Here is a 19,430-nt window from a genome sequence, read left to right as displayed (position 1 = left end):
CTCAGTCCACTGGTTTCAGCAGGGCGATCGCCGTCGCCGCGATGATGCCACCCAGGCCCATCACCAGCGATACGGTCAGCAGCCCATGGCCGCCTGCGAACAGCGTGCCGGCGAGCAGGGGTCCCAGTGCCGAACCACCACGGCCGACCCCGATCACGAAACCAGTGCCGCTCGCGCGCAGTTCGGCCGGATAGGCGCGGGCGAGCAGCGGGTAGATGCCGACGACGCCGGCATTGATGAAGAAGGCGGCCACCGCGACGCTCAGCGAGAGCAGGGCAAGGTCGCGGAAGCCCAGCCCGAAGATGCCGATCGCGATCACGCCGACCAGCATGGCCCCGCCGATCAGCGGCCTGAGCGGCAGGCGCTGAGTCGCAAGGCCGATCGCCAGCGCGCCGAGTAAATTGCCGACATTCGCCGCGACCAGCACGCGCCCGGCCTGCGCCGCGTCGAACCCCATGTCGACGACGATCTTCGGCACCCATTTCTGGATGTAGTAGAAGAAGGTGATCTGGGCGAAATAGGCGACCGTCAGCAGGATCGTCGTGGCGCGATAGCCGGGCGAAAACAGGGCGAGGATCGAGGGACGGGTGCGCTCGGCCTCGGCTGGCGGCAGCGCCTCGATCGGGCCGCGGCGCAGGCGGGCGAGGGTGCGGTTGATCGCGGCGAGTGCGTTCTCCGGGCGACGGGCCAGCAGCGACTCGATCGATTCCGGCAGCAGGAAGAAGGCGAGGGGCAGCGCAACCAGCGTCATCATGCCGCCGAACAGGAAGACCATGCGCCAGTCGCCGTTTCCTGCGAGCAGGGACGAGGCGACCAGCCCGCCCAGGATCGCGCCGGTCGAATAGCCGGCGATGTTGAGCACCGTATTCAGTCCCCGGCGGCGGCTGTTCGAGAATTCCGCGACCATCGCGCTGGTCGCCGAGAGCATGCCGCCGATGCCGAGCCCGGTGAACAAGCGGATCGCCGACAGCATCTCGACGCCCGTGGCATGCGAGGCGGCGAACATGCCCACCGCCATCACGCACAGGCAGGCAAGGATCGTCGGGCGCCGCCCGATGCGGTCGGCGAGATTGCCGAGCAGCACCGATCCGGCCGCCATGCCGATCAATTCCATGGAGAGCACGATGCCCAGCATGGTCTTGTCGACGCCCCACTCCCTGGCGATACCGGGCGCGGCGAAGCTGATCGCCAGCACGTCGAAGCCGTCGAGCGCGTTCAGGGCGATGCAGACCGCGACCACCGCGATCTGCGCCGGGCGCATGGGTTCAGCGGCGATCGCCGCGCGGGGATCGGGCGTCATGACATTCCTCTCTCTGGACGTGCCCGGCTCTTGCGGCCGGATGGCTTCGTGGCTGTTTGAGAATGCGCCCATGGGCGCATTTTCAAACGGACTCTTAGACGAGCTTGTTCACATGGTTGCCGAGCACCGCCGCTATTTCCGGGCGCCGCTCGAGGCAGCGCGAGACCGGGCCGACCACCACGATCGACAGCCGCCGGCCGCCCACGGGCAGCGGTAGCGCTACGCCCGCCAGGTCCGGCGTGTATTCGGCATTGCTCTGGTGCCAGCCGCGTGCCGCCGCTTCCGCCAGATCGGCTTCGATCCGCTCGGGACTCATCGGCGTGGTGGCAGAATAGCTGCTGAAGTCTATCTTGCGGTACAGCGCCTGACGCTCTTCCGCCGGCATCTGGGCGAGCAGCGCGCGCCCCGCCGAGCTGGCGTGGATCGGCACCCTGTCGCCCACCTGCGCGAAATAACGTACCGCATGGCGCGATTCCTTCACCACGACGAACATCGCGGAGGTCCCGGCCGGTGCGGAGATTGCCGTGGTCTCGCCGGTCTCGGCCGAAACCGCCTGCACCAGCCGCTGGATTTCGGGCGGCAGCGGATCGGCCTGCGCCACCTGCTCGGCCAGTTCCAGCCAGCGCAGGCTCGGATAATAGGCGCCGCGCCCCTGTGGCTCGTAGAGATAGCCGAGCGTCGCCAGTGTCCCCAGCAGCTTGAACGTGCTGGAGCGTGGCCAGCCGAGATCGTCGGCCACTTCCGCCGCACTCGCCGGCCGCCGCCGCTCGGCGAAATATTCGAGGATCTGGAGCGTGTTCGCCGCTTGCCGCACGATCATGATCGCCATCGTCCACTGGAGGGAAGGAGAACGGGCGATATGCCACGGTCAGCGGGCCGTGAAGCCGCCATCGACCGGAAGCGCCACGCCGGTGACGAAGCTGGCTTCGTCCGAAGCGAGCCACAAGGCCGCATCCGCGACTTCGCCAGGCTTGACCAGCCGGCCCATCGGGACCGCGCCGACCACCTTGGCCTCGTTCGCCGCCGCCTCGGCCGGATCGCCGTTGCGCCCGATGAAGCCGATCTTCATCGGCGTGTCGGCAAGTCCCGGGCACACCACGTTGACGCGGATATTGTCGCCGGCCAGCGCCAGCGCGAGCGACTTGCCGAGGCCCACCACACCCCATTTCGCCGCCGAGTAGATCGGGCTCATCATCGAGCCGACCAGCCCGGAGATCGAGGAAGTGAAGATGATCGAGCCGCCGCCGCGCGCCCGCATGTGCGGCGCGACCTGGCCGGCGCCGAGCGCGGCGGAAGTGATATTGAGGTCGATCGCCCTGCGATATGCGTCCATGTCGAGATTCTCGACCGAGGCGGGGCCGGGCATGCCGGCATGCGCCCAGAGGATGTCGGCGCCGCCCAGCGCCTCCACCGCCTGGTCGATGCTGCCGCGCGCGCCTTCGGGCGTGAGCAGATCGGCGACGATCGGGGTCACCTTGTCCGATCCGAACTCGGCGACCAGCGCGTTCAGCGCCTCCGAGCTGATGTCGATCGCGGCGACGCGCGCGCCTTCGCGCACGAAGCGTTCCACGCCGGCGCGGCCCATGCCCGATGCCGCGGCGGTGACGATGGCGAGCTTGCCCTGCAAACGCATGGTGATGTTCCTCAATTGGCGAAGGGATCGGCGAATTTGCCGGTGGTGGAGATCACGGTGGTCCTGGTCTCAAGATAGGAATCGAGCGCCTCGATCCCGTTCTCGCGACCCCAGCCGCTGGTCCTCACGCCGCCATACGGCGTGGACCAGCGGATGTAGCGATAGGTGTTGACCCAGACGATGCCCGCCTCGATCCGGTTGGCAACACGGTGGGCGCGGCCGACATCGCCGGTCCACAGGCCCGCGGCCAGGCCGTACGGCGTGCCATTGGCGATCGCGATGGCCTCTTCCTCCCCGTCGAACGGGATGATCGAGGCGACGGGGCCGAAGATCTCCTCCTGCGCGATCCGCATCTCCGGCGCGACGCTGGCGAACACGGTGGGCTCGACGAAATAGCCTCCTGCCAGATCCGGGCCGTCGAGCCGCGCGCCGCCGGTCACCAGTTCGGCGCCCTCGTCCCGGCCGATCGCGACATAGGAGAGCGTTTTGTCGAGCTGCTGCTGGTGCGCCTGCGGGCCCATATGGGTGGCGGGATCGAGCGGATTGCCGACACGGACTCGCGCGGCGTTGCGGCGGAAGCCCTCGACCACCTGATCGTAGATCGGCCGCTCGACCAAGATGCGGCTGCCCAGCGCGCAGCTCTGGCCGCACAGCGCCCAGGCTGAGCCGGTCGCGGCATTCAGCGCATTCTCCACGTCGCAATCGGCGAACAGGATGTGCGGTGCCTTGCCGCCCAGCTCGAACGAGAAGCGCTTGAGCGTGTCAGCGCCGGTCTTGAGAATTGTCTTGGCGGTCGCGCCTTCGCCGGTGAAGGCGATCTTGTCGACGCCCGGATGCGCGACAAGATGCGCGCCGGCGACCGGGCCGTCGCCCGGCACGACATTGACGACGCCCGGCGGGAAACCCGCTTCCTCGAACAGCCTGGCCAGCGCCAGCGAAGAGGCCGGGGTCTGCTCGGCAGGCTTGAGCACCACGGTGCAGCCCGCGGCGAGCGCCGGGCCGAGCTTCCACGCCGCCGCCATCAGCGGCACGTTCCACGGAGTGATCGTCCCGACCACGCCCACCGCCGAACGCGTGGTGAAGGCATGGACGCTGTCGTCCATCGGGATCGTCCGGCCGCCCAGCTTGTCCGCCAGCGAGGCGAACCAGTGATAATATTGAGCGTGCATGGCGATATCGCCGCGCGATTCGCGGATGGCGCGGCCATTGTCCTGCGATTCGATGCGGGCGAGCGCATCGACCTGAGTCGCGTAGAGATCGGCGAAGCGCCGCATCAGCGCCGCGCGCTCCCAGGGGGGCATCTTGCGCCACGGCCCTTCAAACGCCTCGCGGGCGGCGACCACTGCGCGATCTACATCCTTCGCGCCGCCAAAAGCGACCTTGCCCCAGGGCTTGCCGGTAGCCGGATCGATACTGTCGCGAACGCCGCCGTCGACGGGCTCGACCCATTCGCCGCCGATGAAGAGACGGTCGAAGCAATAATCCATAATTTCCTCTTTGATTTCTTATTATGGACTAATTTGTCCACATATGGAAATAATAGTCAACGGATTTTGTGGAGAGATGCGATGCTGCCGTTGCTAGAAGGCGTGCGCGTGATCGAAGTCGGCGCAGTGGTGCTCGGACCCTATGCGGGGCAGATCCTCGCTGATCTCGGGGCGGAGGTGATCAAGGTCGAGCCGCTCGATGGCGACATCGCCCGCCACGCGCATCCCCAGGGGACGGGCGGCGGGGCGCTGTTCGTGAACAACAATCGCAACAAGCGGATGCTGGCGATCGACCTCAAACGGCCGGAGGGGCGCGAGGCGCTTGCGAAGCTGGTGGCGGGCGCTGATGTGCTGTTTCACAATATGCGGCTCGATGCCGCCGATCGGCTGGGGCTGGGCTTCGAGCAGGTCGCGGCAATCAACCCGCGCATTGTCCATTGCGCGGCGACCGGCTTCGGGCGTGGCGGACAGTATCGCGACCGCCCCGCTTTCGACGACATCATCCAGGCGGCAAGCGGCCTTGCCGGCCTCGCCGCGCTTCAGAATGCTACCCCGCAATTCGCCCCGACGATCGTCGCTGACAAGGTCGCCGCGCTGCACGCGGTCTATGGCATTCTCGCCGCCCTGTTCGCGCGCGCGCGTGGGCGGGCTGGGCCGTTCCGGGTCGAAGTGCCGATGTTCGAGGCGATGGTCGCCTTCCTGATGAACGAGCATCTGTCCGCCGCGACCTTCGCCGCTGACGGTGCGCCCGGCTATCCGCGCCTGCTCTCGCCGGATCGCCGGCCTTTCCGCACCGCTGACGGATGGATCGCGGTGCTGCCCTATACCGAGGCGCAGTGGCGACGCTTCCTCGGTGCGATCGGCCGGAGCGAGGTGTGCGAGACGGCGTGGTTCCAGTCTCCCGCCCGGCGCCAGGCCTCTATCGGCGAGCTCTATGCGATCGTCGCCGCAAGCCTGCAAGCGCGCGGTACCGATGCGTGGATCGACGTGCTGGAGGCGATCGATGTGCCTTGCTCGCGCGTGGCGACACCGGCGGAGATCCTCAGCGATCCGCACCTGACCGAGATCGGCTTCTTCGATGTGCCCGACGGCTTCCCGGAGGGCGTGAAGCGCGCGATCCCGCAGCCGGTGCGGTTCACCGGGATCGAGCGGACGCCGGACCAGCCTCCGCATGCGCTCGGAGCGGACAGTCGCTCGGTGCTTCGCGACGTTGGATGTGACGAGGCCGCGATCGACGCGCTCGTCACGGCGGGCGTGGTCGCCGCTTAGCTACCCCGAAAATCCGCCTGGTTTACCCGCCGTCCGCATGGCGTGGCCGCACGGGACAGGGTTCAATCGCACCTCACCGTCGGGAGAGGTAGAATGTCCAGATCGCTCGCCACCAGCGCGCTCGCGCTTTGCCTGCTGGGCGCATCGCCCGCGTTCGCCCAGACGCGGCCGCCTGTCGCGCCCGGCTATGTTTTGCCCGATACCGAGACCTGGGAGCTCAAGGGCGAAGACGGCTATTCCTATCAGATCTTTGTTTCCAGGCCGGCCGGGCCGGCGCCCGAGGGCGGCTATCCGGTGCTCACTGTGCTCGACGGCAATGCGATGTTCGCCGGCTTCGCCGAGACGCGGCGCATGCACGACTATATGAAGGCGGATACCGGCAAGGCGATCGTGGTCGGCGTGGGCTACAAGACCGACAAGGCCTATGACATTCGCCGCATCTTCGATCTCACGGGAGGACCGCCGCCGCCGCCCTGGGATGTCCAACTCGGCAAGGTGCCGAATGGCGGCTGGGACACGTTCCTGGACTTCCTGACCGGCAAGCTGCGGTCCGAACTCGACCGGCGCTACACGATCAACCGCGACCGTCAGGCGCTGTACGGCCATTCGCTGGGCGGCCTGTTCGCGGTCCACGCCCTGTTCACGCGGCCTACTGCCTTTCATGCCCTGATTGCCGCCAGCCCGTCGCTGTTCTGGCACGACCTGGAGATGCAAAAGGAGGAGCGCGCTTTCGCCGCCGGCTTGCAGGCAGGCAATATCCAGAAGGTCGGCCGATTGATGGTCGTCTGGGGTGAGCGTGAGGATACCGTGCTCGAGCGCTGGGATTCCGAGGCGTTCGTCAAGCGGATGGAACCCCTCTCGGCCTTTGGATTGCGGACACGCTCCGAGGCCTATGCCGAAGAAGTCCACATCACCGTGCCGAGCCGCTCGGTGACGTCGGCGCTGCGCTTCGCTTTTACCTGGCCCTGAGTGCTATCTGGCCCTGAGTGTCGCGTAGATCAGCCCCGCCACGATCGTCGCGTCGAGGGCCGGCACGGTCGTGATCGTCCAGCCTTTGTACGTCCCCAGCACCGCGACCACGACCGAGATCGCCCAGGTCGCGATCGCCCGCCAGTCGAAGCGCGGCAGGCCGCGCAGCGATTCCGCCGCATCGGCGCGGCGATAGCGCGTCCAGGCGTCGATCACATAGATCGCCGCGATCGGCGGGATGATCAGCCCGAGGAACAGCACGAAGGGGATGAACATCTCGAGGATGCCCATCAGCGCCAGGATCGTGCCGATCGTGCCGCCGGCGAGCGTGAACACCCATTGGCGCACCCTGGGAAAGGTGCTGCCGAGCGACAGGCTCGACGAGTAGAGGTTGAGCGCGTTGACCGTCCAGGTCGGCAGCACGAGCAGGAAGAGCACCGGCGTACCGAAGCCATACGCCGTGACCAGTTTCATCACGCTGGTCTCGTGAGTCGCGAGCGCAGGGATCGCGGCCGCGGTCATCATCAGCGGCGTCGCGATCGGGAAGGAGAGCGCCATGCTGGCGATCGCCCCGCGCGGGCTGCTGGTATAGCGCGACAGGTCAGGCATCGTCGCCACCGCGAGCATATAGGCGCCGATCAGCGCCGAGATCGCGATGCCGAGTGTCATAGGCTCGGGCGGAGTGGAATCGGGCGCGGTGATGAAGCCGTGCGTTTTCAGCGTCACCACCACCACCGCGAGCAGGATCGCCGCGAGCAGCGGCACCGCGACCAGCGCCAGCCGGTCGAGCGCGCGGAAGCCGATCACGGTCGAGCCCATCATCAGGATCGAGCCAAGCACCACGAATGCCGCGAAACTGCCCGGCAACCCATTCGCCGTGGCCGCCTCGACCATCGCCTCGCCGAAGAAGGACGCATTCACGCCGAACCAGCAGAAATGGATGAGCGCGATCACCGTGTTGATCAGCGCCGCGCCGCCGGTGCCGAACGAGCGGCGGACGAGGAGATAGGTGGAAAGCCGCGTGCGCACGCTGACGATCGCCGTCATCGATCCGCCGACGCAGAGGATCAGCCCGGCGAGCAGCGCCGCGATCACCGCGCCGGAGAAGCCCAGCGCCAGCGCATTGTGCGACCCGTTGAGGAAGTCGGGCAGGCCGATCGAGAAGCTCGCGACGATCAGTCCGACGCGCCAGCCTGGGACGGTGACCCCTTCGGGCACCGGCGAATGGGCATAGGCATCGTCGGCTTCGTTGCTCATCCGTGGTTCCAGCCGTTGAGATCCTCGATCGGGCGATAGGGATCGGTAAAGCCGAACGCGGCCGGGCCGACAAATGTCAGCGCCCATTCGGCGCGCAGCATCGCCGGGGCGGCGGCGCCGACCACCTTGACGCGCTGGCCGAACTTCAGCCGTTCGGTGGTGATGCTGTCGGCGGTCTCGCGGTCCATCACGGTGATGAGATCGGGTACCATCGCACGGACCTGGCCATCGACACGGGCGATAAGGTTCTCGTTCTGGAACTCCAGGTCCATTCGCCCCTCGCCGCCAAAGCCCTCGATCACAACCCGCCCGACCGAGAATCCCCCACGGGTCTCGCGTTCGACATCGACCACCTTGCCGTCGAACAAGGTACCGGCAAAGGGGTAGAGCCCGCTGGCCCTGAGAGCGGCGTGCAATGCCTCGAACGGATCCTCGCCCGCGGCCCGCGCAATCCGCACGGCCGCGCCGATCGCTATCGCGGCCGAGACGCTGCCACCGATCGCATGGCGCTTCGCTGTCGCGCCGCTCAGCGGATATTCGACCATGTGCGCGTTACCGCCGAACTCGATCGAGAGCGCGCGCGCCTGGCGCTCATGCTCCAGGTTATCCACAGCATCGATCAGGCGCAGCCCGCCATTGGCCGAGGTAACGACCGAGGGACAGGCGGAGAGCCCGTCGATGCTGAACACCGTCATTTGCGATTCGGGAAAGGCGCGACCCATGCCGTCAGCGTCGACGACCGGGATGCCGAGCTCGGCGGCGGCAAGCAAAGGCGCGAGGCCGTTGCCCCCGCCGATCTCGATCGCCATCACCGCATCGATCGGACGCTCGAGGATTCGCTCCAGTTCGCGGAGACCCAGCAGCGCTTCCTGGCCATTGGGCAGCTTCTCTGCCGAGACGGTCGGGGCGCCGATCCACCCACAGGGCGCGACCAGCGCATCGTCAGCCAACGCATCGAGCGGGATGAGCTCGAAAGTGCCGCGCCGCGCGATCTCGGCCTCGCCGAGCAACTGCGAATAATAGGGGTCGCCGCCGCCGCCCGAACCCAGAAAGGCGGCGCCGGTGGCGAGATCGAGCAGCGCCTGGCGATCAATACGCATGGGCGGCCAGAACAGCAGCGGTGCCGGCAAGGTCCGCGACAGCGCGGACGCGGACCTGCGCGGCGCGACCGGGCAGATAGCTCAGATACACTTCGTCCATCTCCACGATCTCGACGCTTTCGGCGATGCCACCCGCCGCGATCGCCTGGTCGCGCGCCTCGGCACGCAGGCGATCGAGCGCCTGCTCGCGCGGTTCGCGTTCATAGGACACGACCTGCTCGACCTGCGCACCGACCTGGGCGATCGCCGCGCCAACGGCATTGGCGACGGCTGCGTGCGGCGGGCGCACCACCCGGGCGGCGCCGCGCAACGTGTCTGGCACCAGGAAATTGCCGCCGCCGACCGCGAGCAGCACCACGTCGCCGCGACTGGTCTTCATCCGGTCGACCGCTTCCTCGAGCATCGCCTGCATCCGCGCCCACACCGCGTCGCGCACGGGCTCGGAGAGCGCTGGTAGCCTGGTCGGATCGCCGAAGCGAACGCGCCCGGCGGCGACGGCGACATCGCTTGCGGTGAGGGTGTCGCCGCCGAACAGGCGCGCCTGTTCGGTGATGCGGAAGCCGACCGAGTCCGGCCCGACGCCAAGCTCGTCTTCAGCGATCCCCTCCGCCGCGTAGCGCGACGGATCGAGATGGATGCGTGTGCCCCCGCCCAGGCCGAGCGCGAGGATATCGGGCATGCGGAAATTGATCCGCACCCCGCCAATATCGACCGCGACCGAGGATTCGCGCGGGAAGCCGCTGGCGAGCACGCCCAGATCGGTGGTGGTACCGCCCACATCGAGCACGATGGCGTCGCGCACCCCGGTGAGGAAGGCGGCGCCGCGCATCGAGTTGGTCGGCCCCGATCCGATGGTCAGCACCGGATAGGCCGCGGCGCGCGCCGCTGAGATCAAGGTGCCGTCATTCTGCGAGAGATAGAGCGGCGCCTCGACGCCGATATCCTCCAGCGCGCGCTCGAACGCGGCGATGACATGGCTGGCGAGGCTGCCCAGCGCTGCGTTGAGGATCGCGGCATTCTCGCGCTCGATGAAGCCGATCCGGCCTAGCGTGTGGGAGACGGTGATGCGCGCCCTGGGATGCTCCTCGGCAACGAGCGCGGCGGCGCGTTCCTCCATCGAGGGATTTACCGGGGCGAACACGCTGCTGATCGCGATCGAATCGATCCCGGCTTCGCGCAACTGGCGGGCGGCGGCGCGGATCGCGGATGTGTCGAGCGGGGCGATCTCGCGCCCGTCAAACTCGAAGCCGCCGGGAAGGAGATAGGTTTTCGCGTCGACCTGCCCGGCAAGCGCTTTCGGCCACCCTGTCATCGGCGGCAGCGCCTCGCCCGACGGGCTGGCGAGCCGCAGGATGCCGACCCGGTCGAGCCGGCTGCGCTCGACCAGCGCGTTGGTGAAATGCGTGGTGCCGATCATCACGGAGGCGACCGCCTCGGGTGCCACCCGCGCATCGGCAAGCACCGCGCGGATCGCGGCGGCGACGCCCGAGCCCACATCGGCTGTCGTCGGCTGCTTGGTCCACGCAACCACCTCGGCCCCGTCCATCAGCACGGCGTCGGTATTCGTTCCCCCGACATCGACCCCAATTCGCACGCTATCCCAATCCTTTGGCACGCCCCTCAATCGTCGCGAGCTAAGGGGCTGCGGCCAAGCGGCGCAATACGGGAAACGGGTGCGGGACCCCGGCGAACGGGTAATCGGGGCGCCCGAACGGGTAAGTCGCTCCCGTTTCCGCCATCTTCTTGTACCGTCCTTCGTCTAGCGACTCGGAATGGACGGAGTAGCCGCGATCGACGAACTGATCCCGACCAAGGTCGCGCCGCCGCTGTGGATGGGCAACCAGATCCGGCGCGATGCGTTGCTTGAACGGCTGGACGAGGCGCTGAGCCGGCGCCTCACGCTCATCCATGCGCCGGCGGGATATGGCAAGACCAGCCTGCTCGCCCAGTGGCGTCGCCGCTTCGCCGATGCCGATCTGCTCGTCGCGTGGCTCACGCTCGAGCGCGATGATGCCGATGCCAAGCGGCTTGCCCAATATATTTCCTATGCGATCAGCGGCGAGGCAGTGGAGGAGGGCGAACCGGTCTCCGCCGGCATGCCCGCGCGTGCGGCGCTGTCGGCGATCATCAATCGGCTGGCCCGCGATCCGCGCCAGACCGTGCTGATCCTCGACGATCTCCACTGCGCCGAGAGCGCTGAGGCGTACGACTTCCTCCAGTCGCTCATCCGCCTCGCGCCGCGCAACTGCCACTTCATCATCGCCTCGCGCGATTATCCGCGGCTTGGCCAGACGATGCTGGCGGCCGAGGGGCAATTGCTCGAACTCTCCGCCGAAGATCTCAAATTCTCCAGCCCCGAGGCAGAGGAGATGCTGGCCCGCGCCGATGGCTTGCCGCTGGGCGAAGACGATGTCCGCAGCCTGATCGAGCGGACCGAAGGCTGGCCGATCGCGTTGCAACTGACGCTGTTCTCGCTCCAGCGCGGAATCGACCGGCGCAGCTTCGTCGGCGGAGCGGGGGGCTCCGGCTCGGAGCTGGCTGGCTATCTCTCCGAACAGGTGCTGATGTCGCTGCCAGAGGACGTGCAGGAAGTGGTATTGCGCACCGCCCTGCTCGGCCGCGTGACCGCCGAGGCGCTCAACCTGATCTGCGACCGGCAGGATGGCGGGCTGCTGCTCGAACGGCTCGAGCAGCAGGGCGTGCTGCTCACCCCGCTCTCGCGCGAGCGGGACGCCTATCGCTACCACCAGCTCTTCGCCGAATATCTGTGCGAGCGGCTCGTCCGGCGCGACATCGGCCAGTATCGCGCGCTGCACCAGCGGCTCGCCTTGTGGTTCGACGCGCGGGGCGAGACCGCCGAGGCGATCAGCCACGCGATCGAGACCGATGACAGCGCGCTGCTCGCCGGCGTCCTCGAAGACGCCGGCGGCTGGCGGTTGATCCCGCAAGGCCAGCTTGGCCTGGTCGAGCGTGGCCTCGCCAGGCTGAGCGCCGCGGAGATCGACGCGAGCCCGGCGCTGGTGCTGGCCAAGCTATATCTCGACATCAAATGCGGGCGGATGGACTCGGCCCGGCTCGCCTATGACCGGCTGGTCGATCGGTCCGAGCGGGAGGAGACGTCGCCCGATCTCTGGACCGAGATCCGCGTCGTCGGCGATATCCTCGCCGAATATGAGAATGAGCCGCTGACGCTCGAAGACCTTCTCGCCCGCGAGGCGCTGCTGCGCACGCTACCTGCCGACGATCACCTGGTCCTCGCCAATGTGAGCGAATCGCTCGGCGCCAAATATTATGAAGGCGGCTGGCTGGAGCGCGCGATGGAGCCGACGCTGGCGGCGCGGGGCCACTACCAGGCGATGGGATCGCTTTACAGCGAGCTGTTCACCCGCTTCCACGAGGCGCGCATCCGGGAGGGGCAGGGGCGGCTCAAGGACGCGGTCGCGGTGCTTGCGGTCGCTCACAGGGAGATCGAGGCGCATTTCGGCGCCCGTTCCGATCTCGCCGCCAATTGCGCGGCGTTCGAGGCGGAACTGCTCTACGAACAGGACCGCACGACCGAAGCGAACGCCCTGCTCGAATGGGCGCTGCCGCACATGGAGCAGTCGGACGGCTGGGTGGATGTCTATGCCGTGGCCTATTTCACCGCGGCACACGCCTTGATGGATGACGGTGCGATCGATGCTGCCCGCGCGCTGCTCGCCCGGGCGCGCAGCGTCGCGCAGCGCCGTCGCCTGCGCCAGCTCGAACTGCTCGCCGAGCTGTGCGAGCTCGAACTGCTGCTGCGCGACGAGGCTTTGCTGGGCGAAGCGCGGGCCTTTGCCGCGACGATCGGGCTCGACGCGCTGGCCGATGCGATGGCCGTGGAATCGCCGCATTACCGCCCGGTGGCTATTGCCGCCTCGCTCTGCCGGGCCCGGCTCGCGCTGCTCTCCGGCGCCCATTACACCGCGCTCGACGAGCTGAGCGCAATGGCACGCTGGGCCCGGCAGCATGGCGCGGGCCGGCTGCTGATCGATCTCAACCTGCTCATGGCGCACGGCCATCGCGCGATCGGCGAGCCCGGAAAGGCGCAGGCCTGTTTCGATGAGGCGGCGGGCACCGCGATGTTCCAGGGGATCGTCCGCCCGTTCCTCAACGCGCGCGCCTTCGTCCAGACGTCGCTGGAGGAAGCGCTGGCCGGCGCGCCCGACCGCTTTCGCGCGCAATTCCTCAAGGGCCTGTCCCGCTCGTACGGCAACACCCGGGCGCCCGCGCCGGCACCCGATGCGCTCAACGATGCCGAGGCCGCGATCCTCCGCCACCTGAGCCAGGGCTATTCGAACAAGGAGATCGCCCGGTTGATCGGCATGTCGCCCGATACGGTGAAATACCGGCTGAAGGCAGTGTTCCGGAAGATCGGGGTCAACAAGCGGCGCGACGCGGTGCGCGTGTCGCACGAACGCGGGCTGGTCGAGGGCGGGCTATCGCGCCCCGCGGCCTTCTGAGCAGTTGTTTCCCCGAAATGGGTAAAAGCCTTACCCGTCTTGCCCTCGTATTTACCCTGAAAATCGCGTGACGGTTTCGCGACGCTGCCTGTTCAATGTCCCCGCCGAAAAACAGCCGGTTGTCGTCAAGGGAGGCGACACCCAGAGCCGGCAAAAATAGCAAAGGGTAGGCGGCCATGACACACGGATATTCGAAGAAGTTGGTTAGACGGACGCGGCTGGCGCTGCTTTCGGCATGCGCGGTGACCGGCTGGTCCGGCGCGGCGATGGCGCAGGACGGCGCCGATCCGGCGCCGGCAAAGGTGCAGTCGGACGAAGAGATCATCGTCACCGGCACGCGCGCGATGGCCGGCACCAAGACGGACACGCCGCTGACCGAGATTCCGCAATCGATCAGCGTGATCACGTCGGAACAATTCAAGGATCGCGCCGCGGTCAATCTCCAGGACGTTGTCCGCTACAGCGCGGGCGTCGCCTCCGAACTCAACGGCGTCGATGCGCGTGGCGATTTCCTCGCGGCGCGCGGCTTCGACGTGAACCAGTATCTCGACGGACTCAACCGCATGCCGAGCTTCGTCTATGGCGCGCGACTGGAGATCTACACGGTCGAGCGCGCCGAGCTGATGCGCGGCCCTTCCTCGACGCTCTACGGCGGCGGTGGCGCGGGCGGCATCCTCAACGCGGTCAGCAAGCGGCCGCAGGACGCGTTCGCCGGTGAAGTGGGCGTCACGCTCGGCACCGACGCGCGCAAGGAATTCCGCTTCGACGTGACCGGCGGCCTGACCGATGGCGTCTCTGCGCGCCTCGTCGGCCTGGTGCGCGACGGGCATCTGCAGCAGCCGTCGCAGGACGATAACCGCCTGCTGATCATGCCCGCGGTCACTTTCAAGCCGAGCTCAAGCACCGAGATCACGCTGATCGGCCTTTATCAGAAGGACCGTCTCGGCACGCAGACCTATTTGCCGACCTCCAAGACAGTCGATGCGGCCAACGCCAATGTGGCGATCCCGTTCGATTTCTACCTGGGCGAGCCGGGCTTCAACCACAGCCGCAGCGATTATTATTCGGGTACCGCGCTGCTGACCCAGCGCTTGGGCGACAACATCACGTTCAGCAGCCGCAACCGCTACTTCCATCAGAAGATCGACTATCAGGAAGTCTATGCGGACTATTTCTACACGGATGCGGGCGTCGCCTATGCCGATGGTCGCGGGCCGCGCAAACCGGCGCGCTACTGGTATTTCAACCGCGCGAACTATGACAATTTCAACACCGACAACAACCTGACCTTCAAATTCGACACCGGCCCGCTCGAGCACAAGATCCTGCTCGGCGCGGACTATACCTCGTTCAAGGAAAACAAGAGCGAGGGCTTCGGCGTGGCACCGACGATCAACCTCTACGCCCCGGTCTATGGCCAGCCCTTCGCCACCGCGCCCTGGGGCCCGAACAAGGTGACGAAGAACACCCAGCTCGGCTTCTATGCGCAGGACCAGATCCGCGCCTGGGACCGTGTCTCGCTCGTCTTCGGCCTGCGCCACGACAACGTCACTTCGACCGTCGATGGCGTCCATCAGCCCGACAACAAGGCCTGGACCTTCCGCAGCGGCATCATCGTCGATGTCACCAAGGGCGTTTCGCCTTATTTCAACTATTCGGAATCTTTTCTGCCGGTGTTCGGCACCAGCTTCGCCGGCGTTGCCTTCGTGCCGCGCAAGGGCCGGCAATTTGAGGCGGGCGTGAAGTTCGCGCCGACCCGCAACGCCCTGATCACGATCGCGGGGTTCGACGTGAGGGAGCAGAATTATCTGATCTCCGATCCCACCAATATCCAGAACTTCCTGCAGAACAGCACGGTGGGTTCGAAGGGCATCGAAGTCGAAGGCACGTGGCGCCTGCCGCGCAATTTCGAGCTGGCCGCGGCATATAGCTACACCCGGGCCAGGTTCATCGAGAACCCGGTGCCGTCGATCATCGGGAACCGGGTGAGCAACATGCCGGAGCACCAGGCATCGATCTGGGGCGCGAAAAACTTCGCGCTGGGCAGCGACGTCAACGGCAAGGTCGGTCTCGGCGTGCGCTACCAGGGTGACAAGATCGATGCCTCGCAGACCTATTTCGTCGATCCGGTCACGCTGGTCGATGCGATGTTCGAGCTCGATTACAAGGGCTGGAACCTGTCGGTGAACGCAAGCAACCTGTTCAACCAGCGAGTCTACACCAACTGCAACTACAGCGCGGCGGCGAGCGAAGGCTATTGCTATCTGGGCAAGGACCGTACGGTGCTGGCCTCGGCGCGCTTCCGCTTCTGACCTGACGTACCCGGGGCCGGAGGACTTTCCTCCGGCTCCCAGTTTCCATGTTTTCACAGGATTGAACGCCCATGCCCGCCCTTCGTCTCGCGACCGCCGGGTTGCTCCTCACCGTCACCGCCACCGCGAACAGCGCCCCGCTGACGCCAGCACCCGAGGTTGCGGAGCTGATCCTCACCAATGGTCGCGTCTATACGGTCGAGGAGGGCAAGCCCTGGGCGGAGGCGGTGGCGATCAAGGATGGGCGTATCCTTGCCGTCGGCACCAGTGCCGAGATCGCCCGGCGCAAGGGCGCGAAGACGAACGTCGTTGACCTCCACGGCCGTTTCCTGATGCCCGCGTTCGGCGATGCGCACGCGCACCCGATCTTCGGCGGCATGAGTCATGCCCGCTGCGCGCTCCACGCCGGCAGGACGCTGGACGATTATCGCAAGATCATCGCCGATTGCGTGGCGAAGACGCCGGGCACCGGCACGGTCTTCGGCTCGGGTTTCAACCAGACGCTGTTCCCGCCCAACGGCATCCCGCGCAAGGAAATCCTCGACGCGATCTCCAGGGATCGTCCGCTAATCTTCGAATCCGATGGGCACACGCTCTGGGTGAATTCCAAGGCGCTGGAACTGGCCAAGATCACCAGGGACACCCCGGATCCCAAGAACGGGACGATCGACCGCGATCCGAAGACCGGCGAGCCAGTCGGCGGGCTGGAGGAGGCGGCGATGGCGCTGGTGGATCCGCTGGTACCGCCGCCCACCGACCAGGACCTGCAGGGCGCGATCAGCTATTCCGTCAAGTTCTTCAACAGCATGGGCATCACCTCATGGCACGACGCCGCCGTCGAGTGGGACAAGGGCGGCACGAGCCGCGCGATCGAAGCCTATAAGGCGGTCAGGGATAGCGGCGGGCTGACCATGCATACCGCGATGGACCTGCGCTGGAACAATGAGCGCGGCATCGAGCAGATGGCCGATATCCTCAAGCTCTCGACACGGGCGCGCGAGATCGGACTCACCGCGAATGGCGTGAAGTTCTTCATCGACGGCGTGATCCCGCAGCAGACCGCGGCGATGCTTGCGCCTTATGAGGGCACCGACGTGAAGGGCGCCACCCAGATCAAGCTGGAGACACTCGCCGAAGCGGTCACCGCGCTCGATGCGCGTGGCATGCAGTCGCATTTCCACACGATCGGCGACGCCGCGGTACGCGAGGCGCTGGACGCGGTCGCCGCCGCGCGCAACAGTGACGGCATGAGCGACACGCGGCCGATGATGTCGCACATGAACGTCATCGACCCGGCCGACCAGCCGCGCTTCGCCAAGCTCGATGTAACCGCGATCTTCCAGCCGCTCTGGGCCTGCAACGAGGCCTATATGGCGCTCACCATCGAGCGGATCGGGCCGGTACGCTCGGCCTATATCTATCCCGCGGGCAGCGTGCTGCGCTTCGGCGGGCGTCTTGCCTATGGTGCCGACTGGTCGGTCGCCTCGGCCAATCCGTTCGAGGGCATCGAAGTCGCGCTCACCCGCGTCGCGCCGGAAGGGAAGCTGCCGCCGCTGGAGCCGAACGAGGCGGTGACGCTGGAACAGGCCCTGCGCGCCTATACGCTCAACGTCGCCTATGTGAACCATCTCGACAAACAGACCGGCTCGATCGCGTCCGGCAAGAGCGCTGATCTGATCGTGCTCGACCAGGACCTGTTCAAGATCCCCGCGCGCCAGATCCACTCGACGAAGGTGATGCTCACCCTGTTCCAGGGCCGCGAGGTACACGGCAGTCTCGCGGCGGTCGGCAGGTAAACGTCCCGATACCTGGCAGTATGGCCGGTCGCATGGCGTGGCATGAGTTCGAGACGAGGGGGAGAGGCGCATGCTGAGCCGCAGGGACTTCATCGGCCGGAGCCTGGCACTGGCCGCGATGGAGGCGCAAGGAATCGACCGGCTCGTTGCGGGAGCGACACGATGAACCGCTTCGCTCCCCGCTATCCCGGCGACGTCGCCCGGATGATCCGCGAAGAAGTGCTTGGCCTCGTCACCACGCATGATGCTCAAGGCTTCATCACCACGCCATTGCCGCTGCTCGCCGAGCTGGACGACGTGGGCGAGGTCCGGGCGCTGATCGGGCATTTCGCGCTGGCCAACCCGCATTTCGCGCGCGCGCGGGCTACGCCCCAGGCCCAGATCAGCTTTTTCGGGCCGCATGGGTATATCGGCCCGGGGATGGTCTCCAAGCCTGGCTGGGCCCCGACCTGGCACTATCGCCTCGCCCAGTTCGAAGTCGAGATCGACCTCCGCCCTGAGGCGAGTGACGCAGCGATCCGCGCGCTGGTCGAGGCGATGGAGGGGGCAGGGGAAGGAGCGGGGGAAGGCGCCTGGACCATCGAGCAGATGGGTGAGCGCTACGCGCGGCTCGTCGCCCATGTCGTCGCCTTCCGTGCCCGTGTGATCCGCGCCAGTACGCGCTTCAAGCTCGGCCAGGATGAGGACGAGAAGTCGTACGGCGAGATTCTTGCGGCGTTGGGGGACAGCGCTCTCGCGCGGACGATGCGCTAGGCGGCAGGAGCATGTGCCGAAGTTCGCCGCCAGGCAGCGGCGGCCCAAGAAAGGCCGCAGCAAGCGTTTGTCGCGTTGCAGGCGGGGATCATTATCCAGCCATTTGGTTATTGCAGCTTAGCGAAATATGTCTGTCGGGGGTGACCCAGAGCTGCGATCTTGCCCAAGCCGGCACCTGATCCGGTATCAGGCCGGCTTTGTCATCGCCGCCAGCGCCTGCCAGAACTGGGGGTGATGTGTTTCGTCCGTACCATCAGTGAAGGAAAGATCCTCGAAACCGATCCGCTTCGCCCAATAGCGTATCCAGTCGCGATGCAGAAAGACATCCAGCGTATCGGACCAGCCTTGTTTGCGAAAGCGGCCGAGCCGGCTGTCGAAAACGCCGTGGTGCTTGGCATCTTCAAGTTCTAGAAAAGAAAAGATCAGGCGGCCACCCGGCTTCAAGGCACGAAAAGTGTCTTCCATATAGAGAAAGCATTCTTCCGGATAAAGATGCGTAAACACCGACCAATGGAAAATCATATCCAGTGAAGCATCAGGCGCCGCAATGGTCAATTTACGATGCACGACCGCATCGTAGCCTGGACATTTTGATTTCAAATAATGGACCAGCGGCTTGACGATATCGGCGCCCTTGTAGCGCCCCCGCCAGCTCGAGCGCTGCAGTGCCATCGCGGTTCGCCCAGAGCCGCAGCCAAGGTCGTAGATCGACATTCCATCCCGCAGGCCGTGGTGCCGCAACACTGCTACGTGACCGTCGCCCTGGCGCTCAAATTCAAGCGGCGACAACGCGCCGATCGATGCGATCATCGCCATGTCGTAGTCGCCCCGATACTGGCGTCGGAAACCCGCGACCAGCGCGTTGTACGATCGCACCGAATGCGCGCGATTCGCCCGCGCGAGGAAATGTTGAACCAGATTGGCCATGCGCCCCCCGTACATAATATAAATGCCATGCCTGACCCGAGCTTACAGGGTCAAGCGATCAGGCTAGGTTAGGGATTGATTTGATCCACGCGGTGATGGTTGCGACGATAGCGATGCTGGCGACATAATTGGTGGTGTGCCGA

At 66.4% G+C, this 19,430-nt stretch carries 14 protein-coding genes; 6 read left to right on the top strand and 8 right to left on the bottom strand.

Going from position 1 to position 19,430, the window contains the following annotated elements:
- Window position 1: 1 nt before the first annotated feature.
- The 4 genes from NDN01_RS17025 to NDN01_RS17010 form a co-directional block, all read right to left on the bottom strand.
- Window positions 2-1,300: an MFS transporter gene (locus NDN01_RS17025; protein WP_272622941.1), complete on the bottom strand. Its 1,299-nt coding sequence runs from the start codon at window positions 1,298-1,300 to the stop codon at window positions 2-4.
- 94 nt (window positions 1,301-1,394) lie between these two features.
- On the bottom strand, window positions 1,395-2,129 hold the full coding sequence (locus tag NDN01_RS17020; RefSeq protein ID WP_272622940.1) for an IclR family transcriptional regulator: 735 nt from the start codon (window positions 2,127-2,129) through the stop codon (window positions 1,395-1,397).
- A gap of 39 nt (window positions 2,130-2,168) precedes the next feature.
- Window positions 2,169-2,933 (bottom strand): SDR family NAD(P)-dependent oxidoreductase, encoded by a 765-nt coding sequence (locus NDN01_RS17015; protein WP_272622939.1) that lies wholly within the window; start codon window positions 2,931-2,933, stop codon window positions 2,169-2,171.
- 11 nt (window positions 2,934-2,944) lie between these two features.
- The gene (locus NDN01_RS17010) at window positions 2,945-4,420 is read right to left on the bottom strand and encodes an aldehyde dehydrogenase (protein ID WP_272622938.1); all 1,476 of its coding nucleotides are present in this window, start codon (window positions 4,418-4,420) and stop codon (window positions 2,945-2,947) included.
- 81 nt (window positions 4,421-4,501) lie between these two features.
- On the opposite strand from NDN01_RS17010, the gene NDN01_RS17005 reads away from it, so the two are divergent.
- Together NDN01_RS17005 and NDN01_RS17000 are read left to right on the top strand one after the other, a co-directional pair.
- Complete coding sequence (locus NDN01_RS17005; protein WP_272622937.1) at window positions 4,502-5,689, top strand: CaiB/BaiF CoA transferase family protein; 1,188 nt, start codon at window positions 4,502-4,504, stop codon at window positions 5,687-5,689.
- A 93-nt stretch (window positions 5,690-5,782) separates the two neighbouring features.
- Window positions 5,783-6,658: an alpha/beta hydrolase gene (locus NDN01_RS17000; RefSeq protein ID WP_272622936.1), complete on the top strand. Its 876-nt coding sequence runs from the start codon at window positions 5,783-5,785 to the stop codon at window positions 6,656-6,658.
- Window positions 6,659-6,661: 3 nt separating this feature from the next.
- On the opposite strand, the gene NDN01_RS16995 is transcribed toward NDN01_RS17000, so the two are convergent.
- Genes NDN01_RS16995 through NDN01_RS16985 form a run of 3 tightly spaced genes read right to left on the bottom strand, consistent with a single transcriptional unit; the run spans window position 6,662 to window position 10,609 of the window.
- Window positions 6,662-7,915 carry a cytosine permease gene (locus NDN01_RS16995; protein ID WP_272622935.1) on the bottom strand — a complete coding sequence of 418 codons (1,254 nt, stop codon included), beginning with the start codon at window positions 7,913-7,915 and terminating at the stop codon, window positions 6,662-6,664.
- Window positions 7,912-9,015, bottom strand: coding sequence for a DUF917 domain-containing protein (locus tag NDN01_RS16990; protein ID WP_272622934.1), 1,104 nt, complete (start codon window positions 9,013-9,015; stop codon window positions 7,912-7,914). Before NDN01_RS16990 ends, NDN01_RS16995 begins: the two co-directional genes overlap by 4 nt.
- Window positions 9,005-10,609 (bottom strand): hydantoinase/oxoprolinase family protein, encoded by a 1,605-nt coding sequence (locus tag NDN01_RS16985; RefSeq protein ID WP_272622933.1) that lies wholly within the window; start codon window positions 10,607-10,609, stop codon window positions 9,005-9,007. Before NDN01_RS16985 ends, NDN01_RS16990 begins: the two co-directional genes overlap by 11 nt.
- Window positions 10,610-10,787: 178 nt before the next feature.
- Between NDN01_RS16985 and NDN01_RS16980 the strand changes: the two genes are divergently transcribed.
- From NDN01_RS16980 to NDN01_RS16965, 4 genes are all read left to right on the top strand, one after another.
- Window positions 10,788-13,499, top strand: coding sequence for a helix-turn-helix transcriptional regulator (locus tag NDN01_RS16980; protein WP_272622932.1), 2,712 nt, complete (start codon window positions 10,788-10,790; stop codon window positions 13,497-13,499).
- Window positions 13,500-13,675: 176 nt separating this feature from the next.
- The gene (locus tag NDN01_RS16975; protein ID WP_272622931.1) at window positions 13,676-15,811 is read left to right on the top strand and encodes a TonB-dependent siderophore receptor; all 2,136 of its coding nucleotides are present in this window, start codon (window positions 13,676-13,678) and stop codon (window positions 15,809-15,811) included.
- 71 nt (window positions 15,812-15,882) lie between these two features.
- Window positions 15,883-17,607 carry an amidohydrolase gene (locus NDN01_RS16970; protein ID WP_272622930.1) on the top strand — a complete coding sequence of 575 codons (1,725 nt, stop codon included), beginning with the start codon at window positions 15,883-15,885 and terminating at the stop codon, window positions 17,605-17,607.
- Between the two features lie 162 nt (window positions 17,608-17,769).
- Window positions 17,770-18,360, top strand: a complete 591-nt coding sequence (locus NDN01_RS16965) for an FMN-binding negative transcriptional regulator (protein ID WP_272622929.1) — start codon at window positions 17,770-17,772, stop codon at window positions 18,358-18,360.
- A gap of 186 nt (window positions 18,361-18,546) precedes the next feature.
- On the opposite strand, the gene NDN01_RS16960 is transcribed toward NDN01_RS16965, so the two are convergent.
- On the bottom strand, window positions 18,547-19,287 hold the full coding sequence (locus tag NDN01_RS16960; protein ID WP_272622928.1) for a class I SAM-dependent methyltransferase: 741 nt from the start codon (window positions 19,285-19,287) through the stop codon (window positions 18,547-18,549).
- Window positions 19,288-19,430: the final 143 nt, after the last annotated feature.

It is taken from the genome of Sphingomonas sp. QA11, from assembly GCF_028473665.1.
GTDB lineage: Bacteria > Pseudomonadota > Alphaproteobacteria > Sphingomonadales > Sphingomonadaceae > Sphingomonas > Sphingomonas phytovorans.
The sequence above is the reverse complement of the archived record's forward strand: the minus strand, read 5'-3'. Positions and strand labels throughout refer to the sequence as shown.

Excerpts from the sequence above, each read along its gene's own strand:
- NDN01_RS16990 (WP_272622934.1), bottom strand. The coding sequence starts at position 9,015 with ATGCGTATTGATCGCCAGGCGCTGCTCGATCTCGCCACCGGCGCCGCC.
- NDN01_RS16975 (WP_272622931.1), top strand. The coding sequence starts at position 13,676 with ATGACACACGGATATTCGAAGAAGTTGGTTAGACGGACGCGGCTGGCG.
- NDN01_RS16980 (WP_272622932.1), top strand. The coding sequence starts at position 10,788 with ATGGACGGAGTAGCCGCGATCGACGAACTGATCCCGACCAAGGTCGCG.
- NDN01_RS16970 (WP_272622930.1), top strand. The coding sequence starts at position 15,883 with ATGCCCGCCCTTCGTCTCGCGACCGCCGGGTTGCTCCTCACCGTCACC.
- NDN01_RS17010 (WP_272622938.1), bottom strand. The coding sequence starts at position 4,420 with ATGGATTATTGCTTCGACCGTCTCTTCATCGGCGGCGAATGGGTCGAG.
- NDN01_RS16965 (WP_272622929.1), top strand. The coding sequence starts at position 17,770 with ATGAACCGCTTCGCTCCCCGCTATCCCGGCGACGTCGCCCGGATGATC.
- NDN01_RS17025 (WP_272622941.1), bottom strand. The coding sequence starts at position 1,300 with ATGACGCCCGATCCCCGCGCGGCGATCGCCGCTGAACCCATGCGCCCG.
- NDN01_RS17005 (WP_272622937.1), top strand. The coding sequence starts at position 4,502 with ATGCTGCCGTTGCTAGAAGGCGTGCGCGTGATCGAAGTCGGCGCAGTG.
- NDN01_RS17000 (WP_272622936.1), top strand. The coding sequence starts at position 5,783 with ATGTCCAGATCGCTCGCCACCAGCGCGCTCGCGCTTTGCCTGCTGGGC.
- NDN01_RS16960 (WP_272622928.1), bottom strand. The coding sequence starts at position 19,287 with ATGGCCAATCTGGTTCAACATTTCCTCGCGCGGGCGAATCGCGCGCAT.
- NDN01_RS16995 (WP_272622935.1), bottom strand. The coding sequence starts at position 7,915 with ATGAGCAACGAAGCCGACGATGCCTATGCCCATTCGCCGGTGCCCGAA.
- NDN01_RS17020 (WP_272622940.1), bottom strand. The coding sequence starts at position 2,129 with ATGGCGATCATGATCGTGCGGCAAGCGGCGAACACGCTCCAGATCCTC.
- NDN01_RS17015 (WP_272622939.1), bottom strand. The coding sequence starts at position 2,933 with ATGCGTTTGCAGGGCAAGCTCGCCATCGTCACCGCCGCGGCATCGGGC.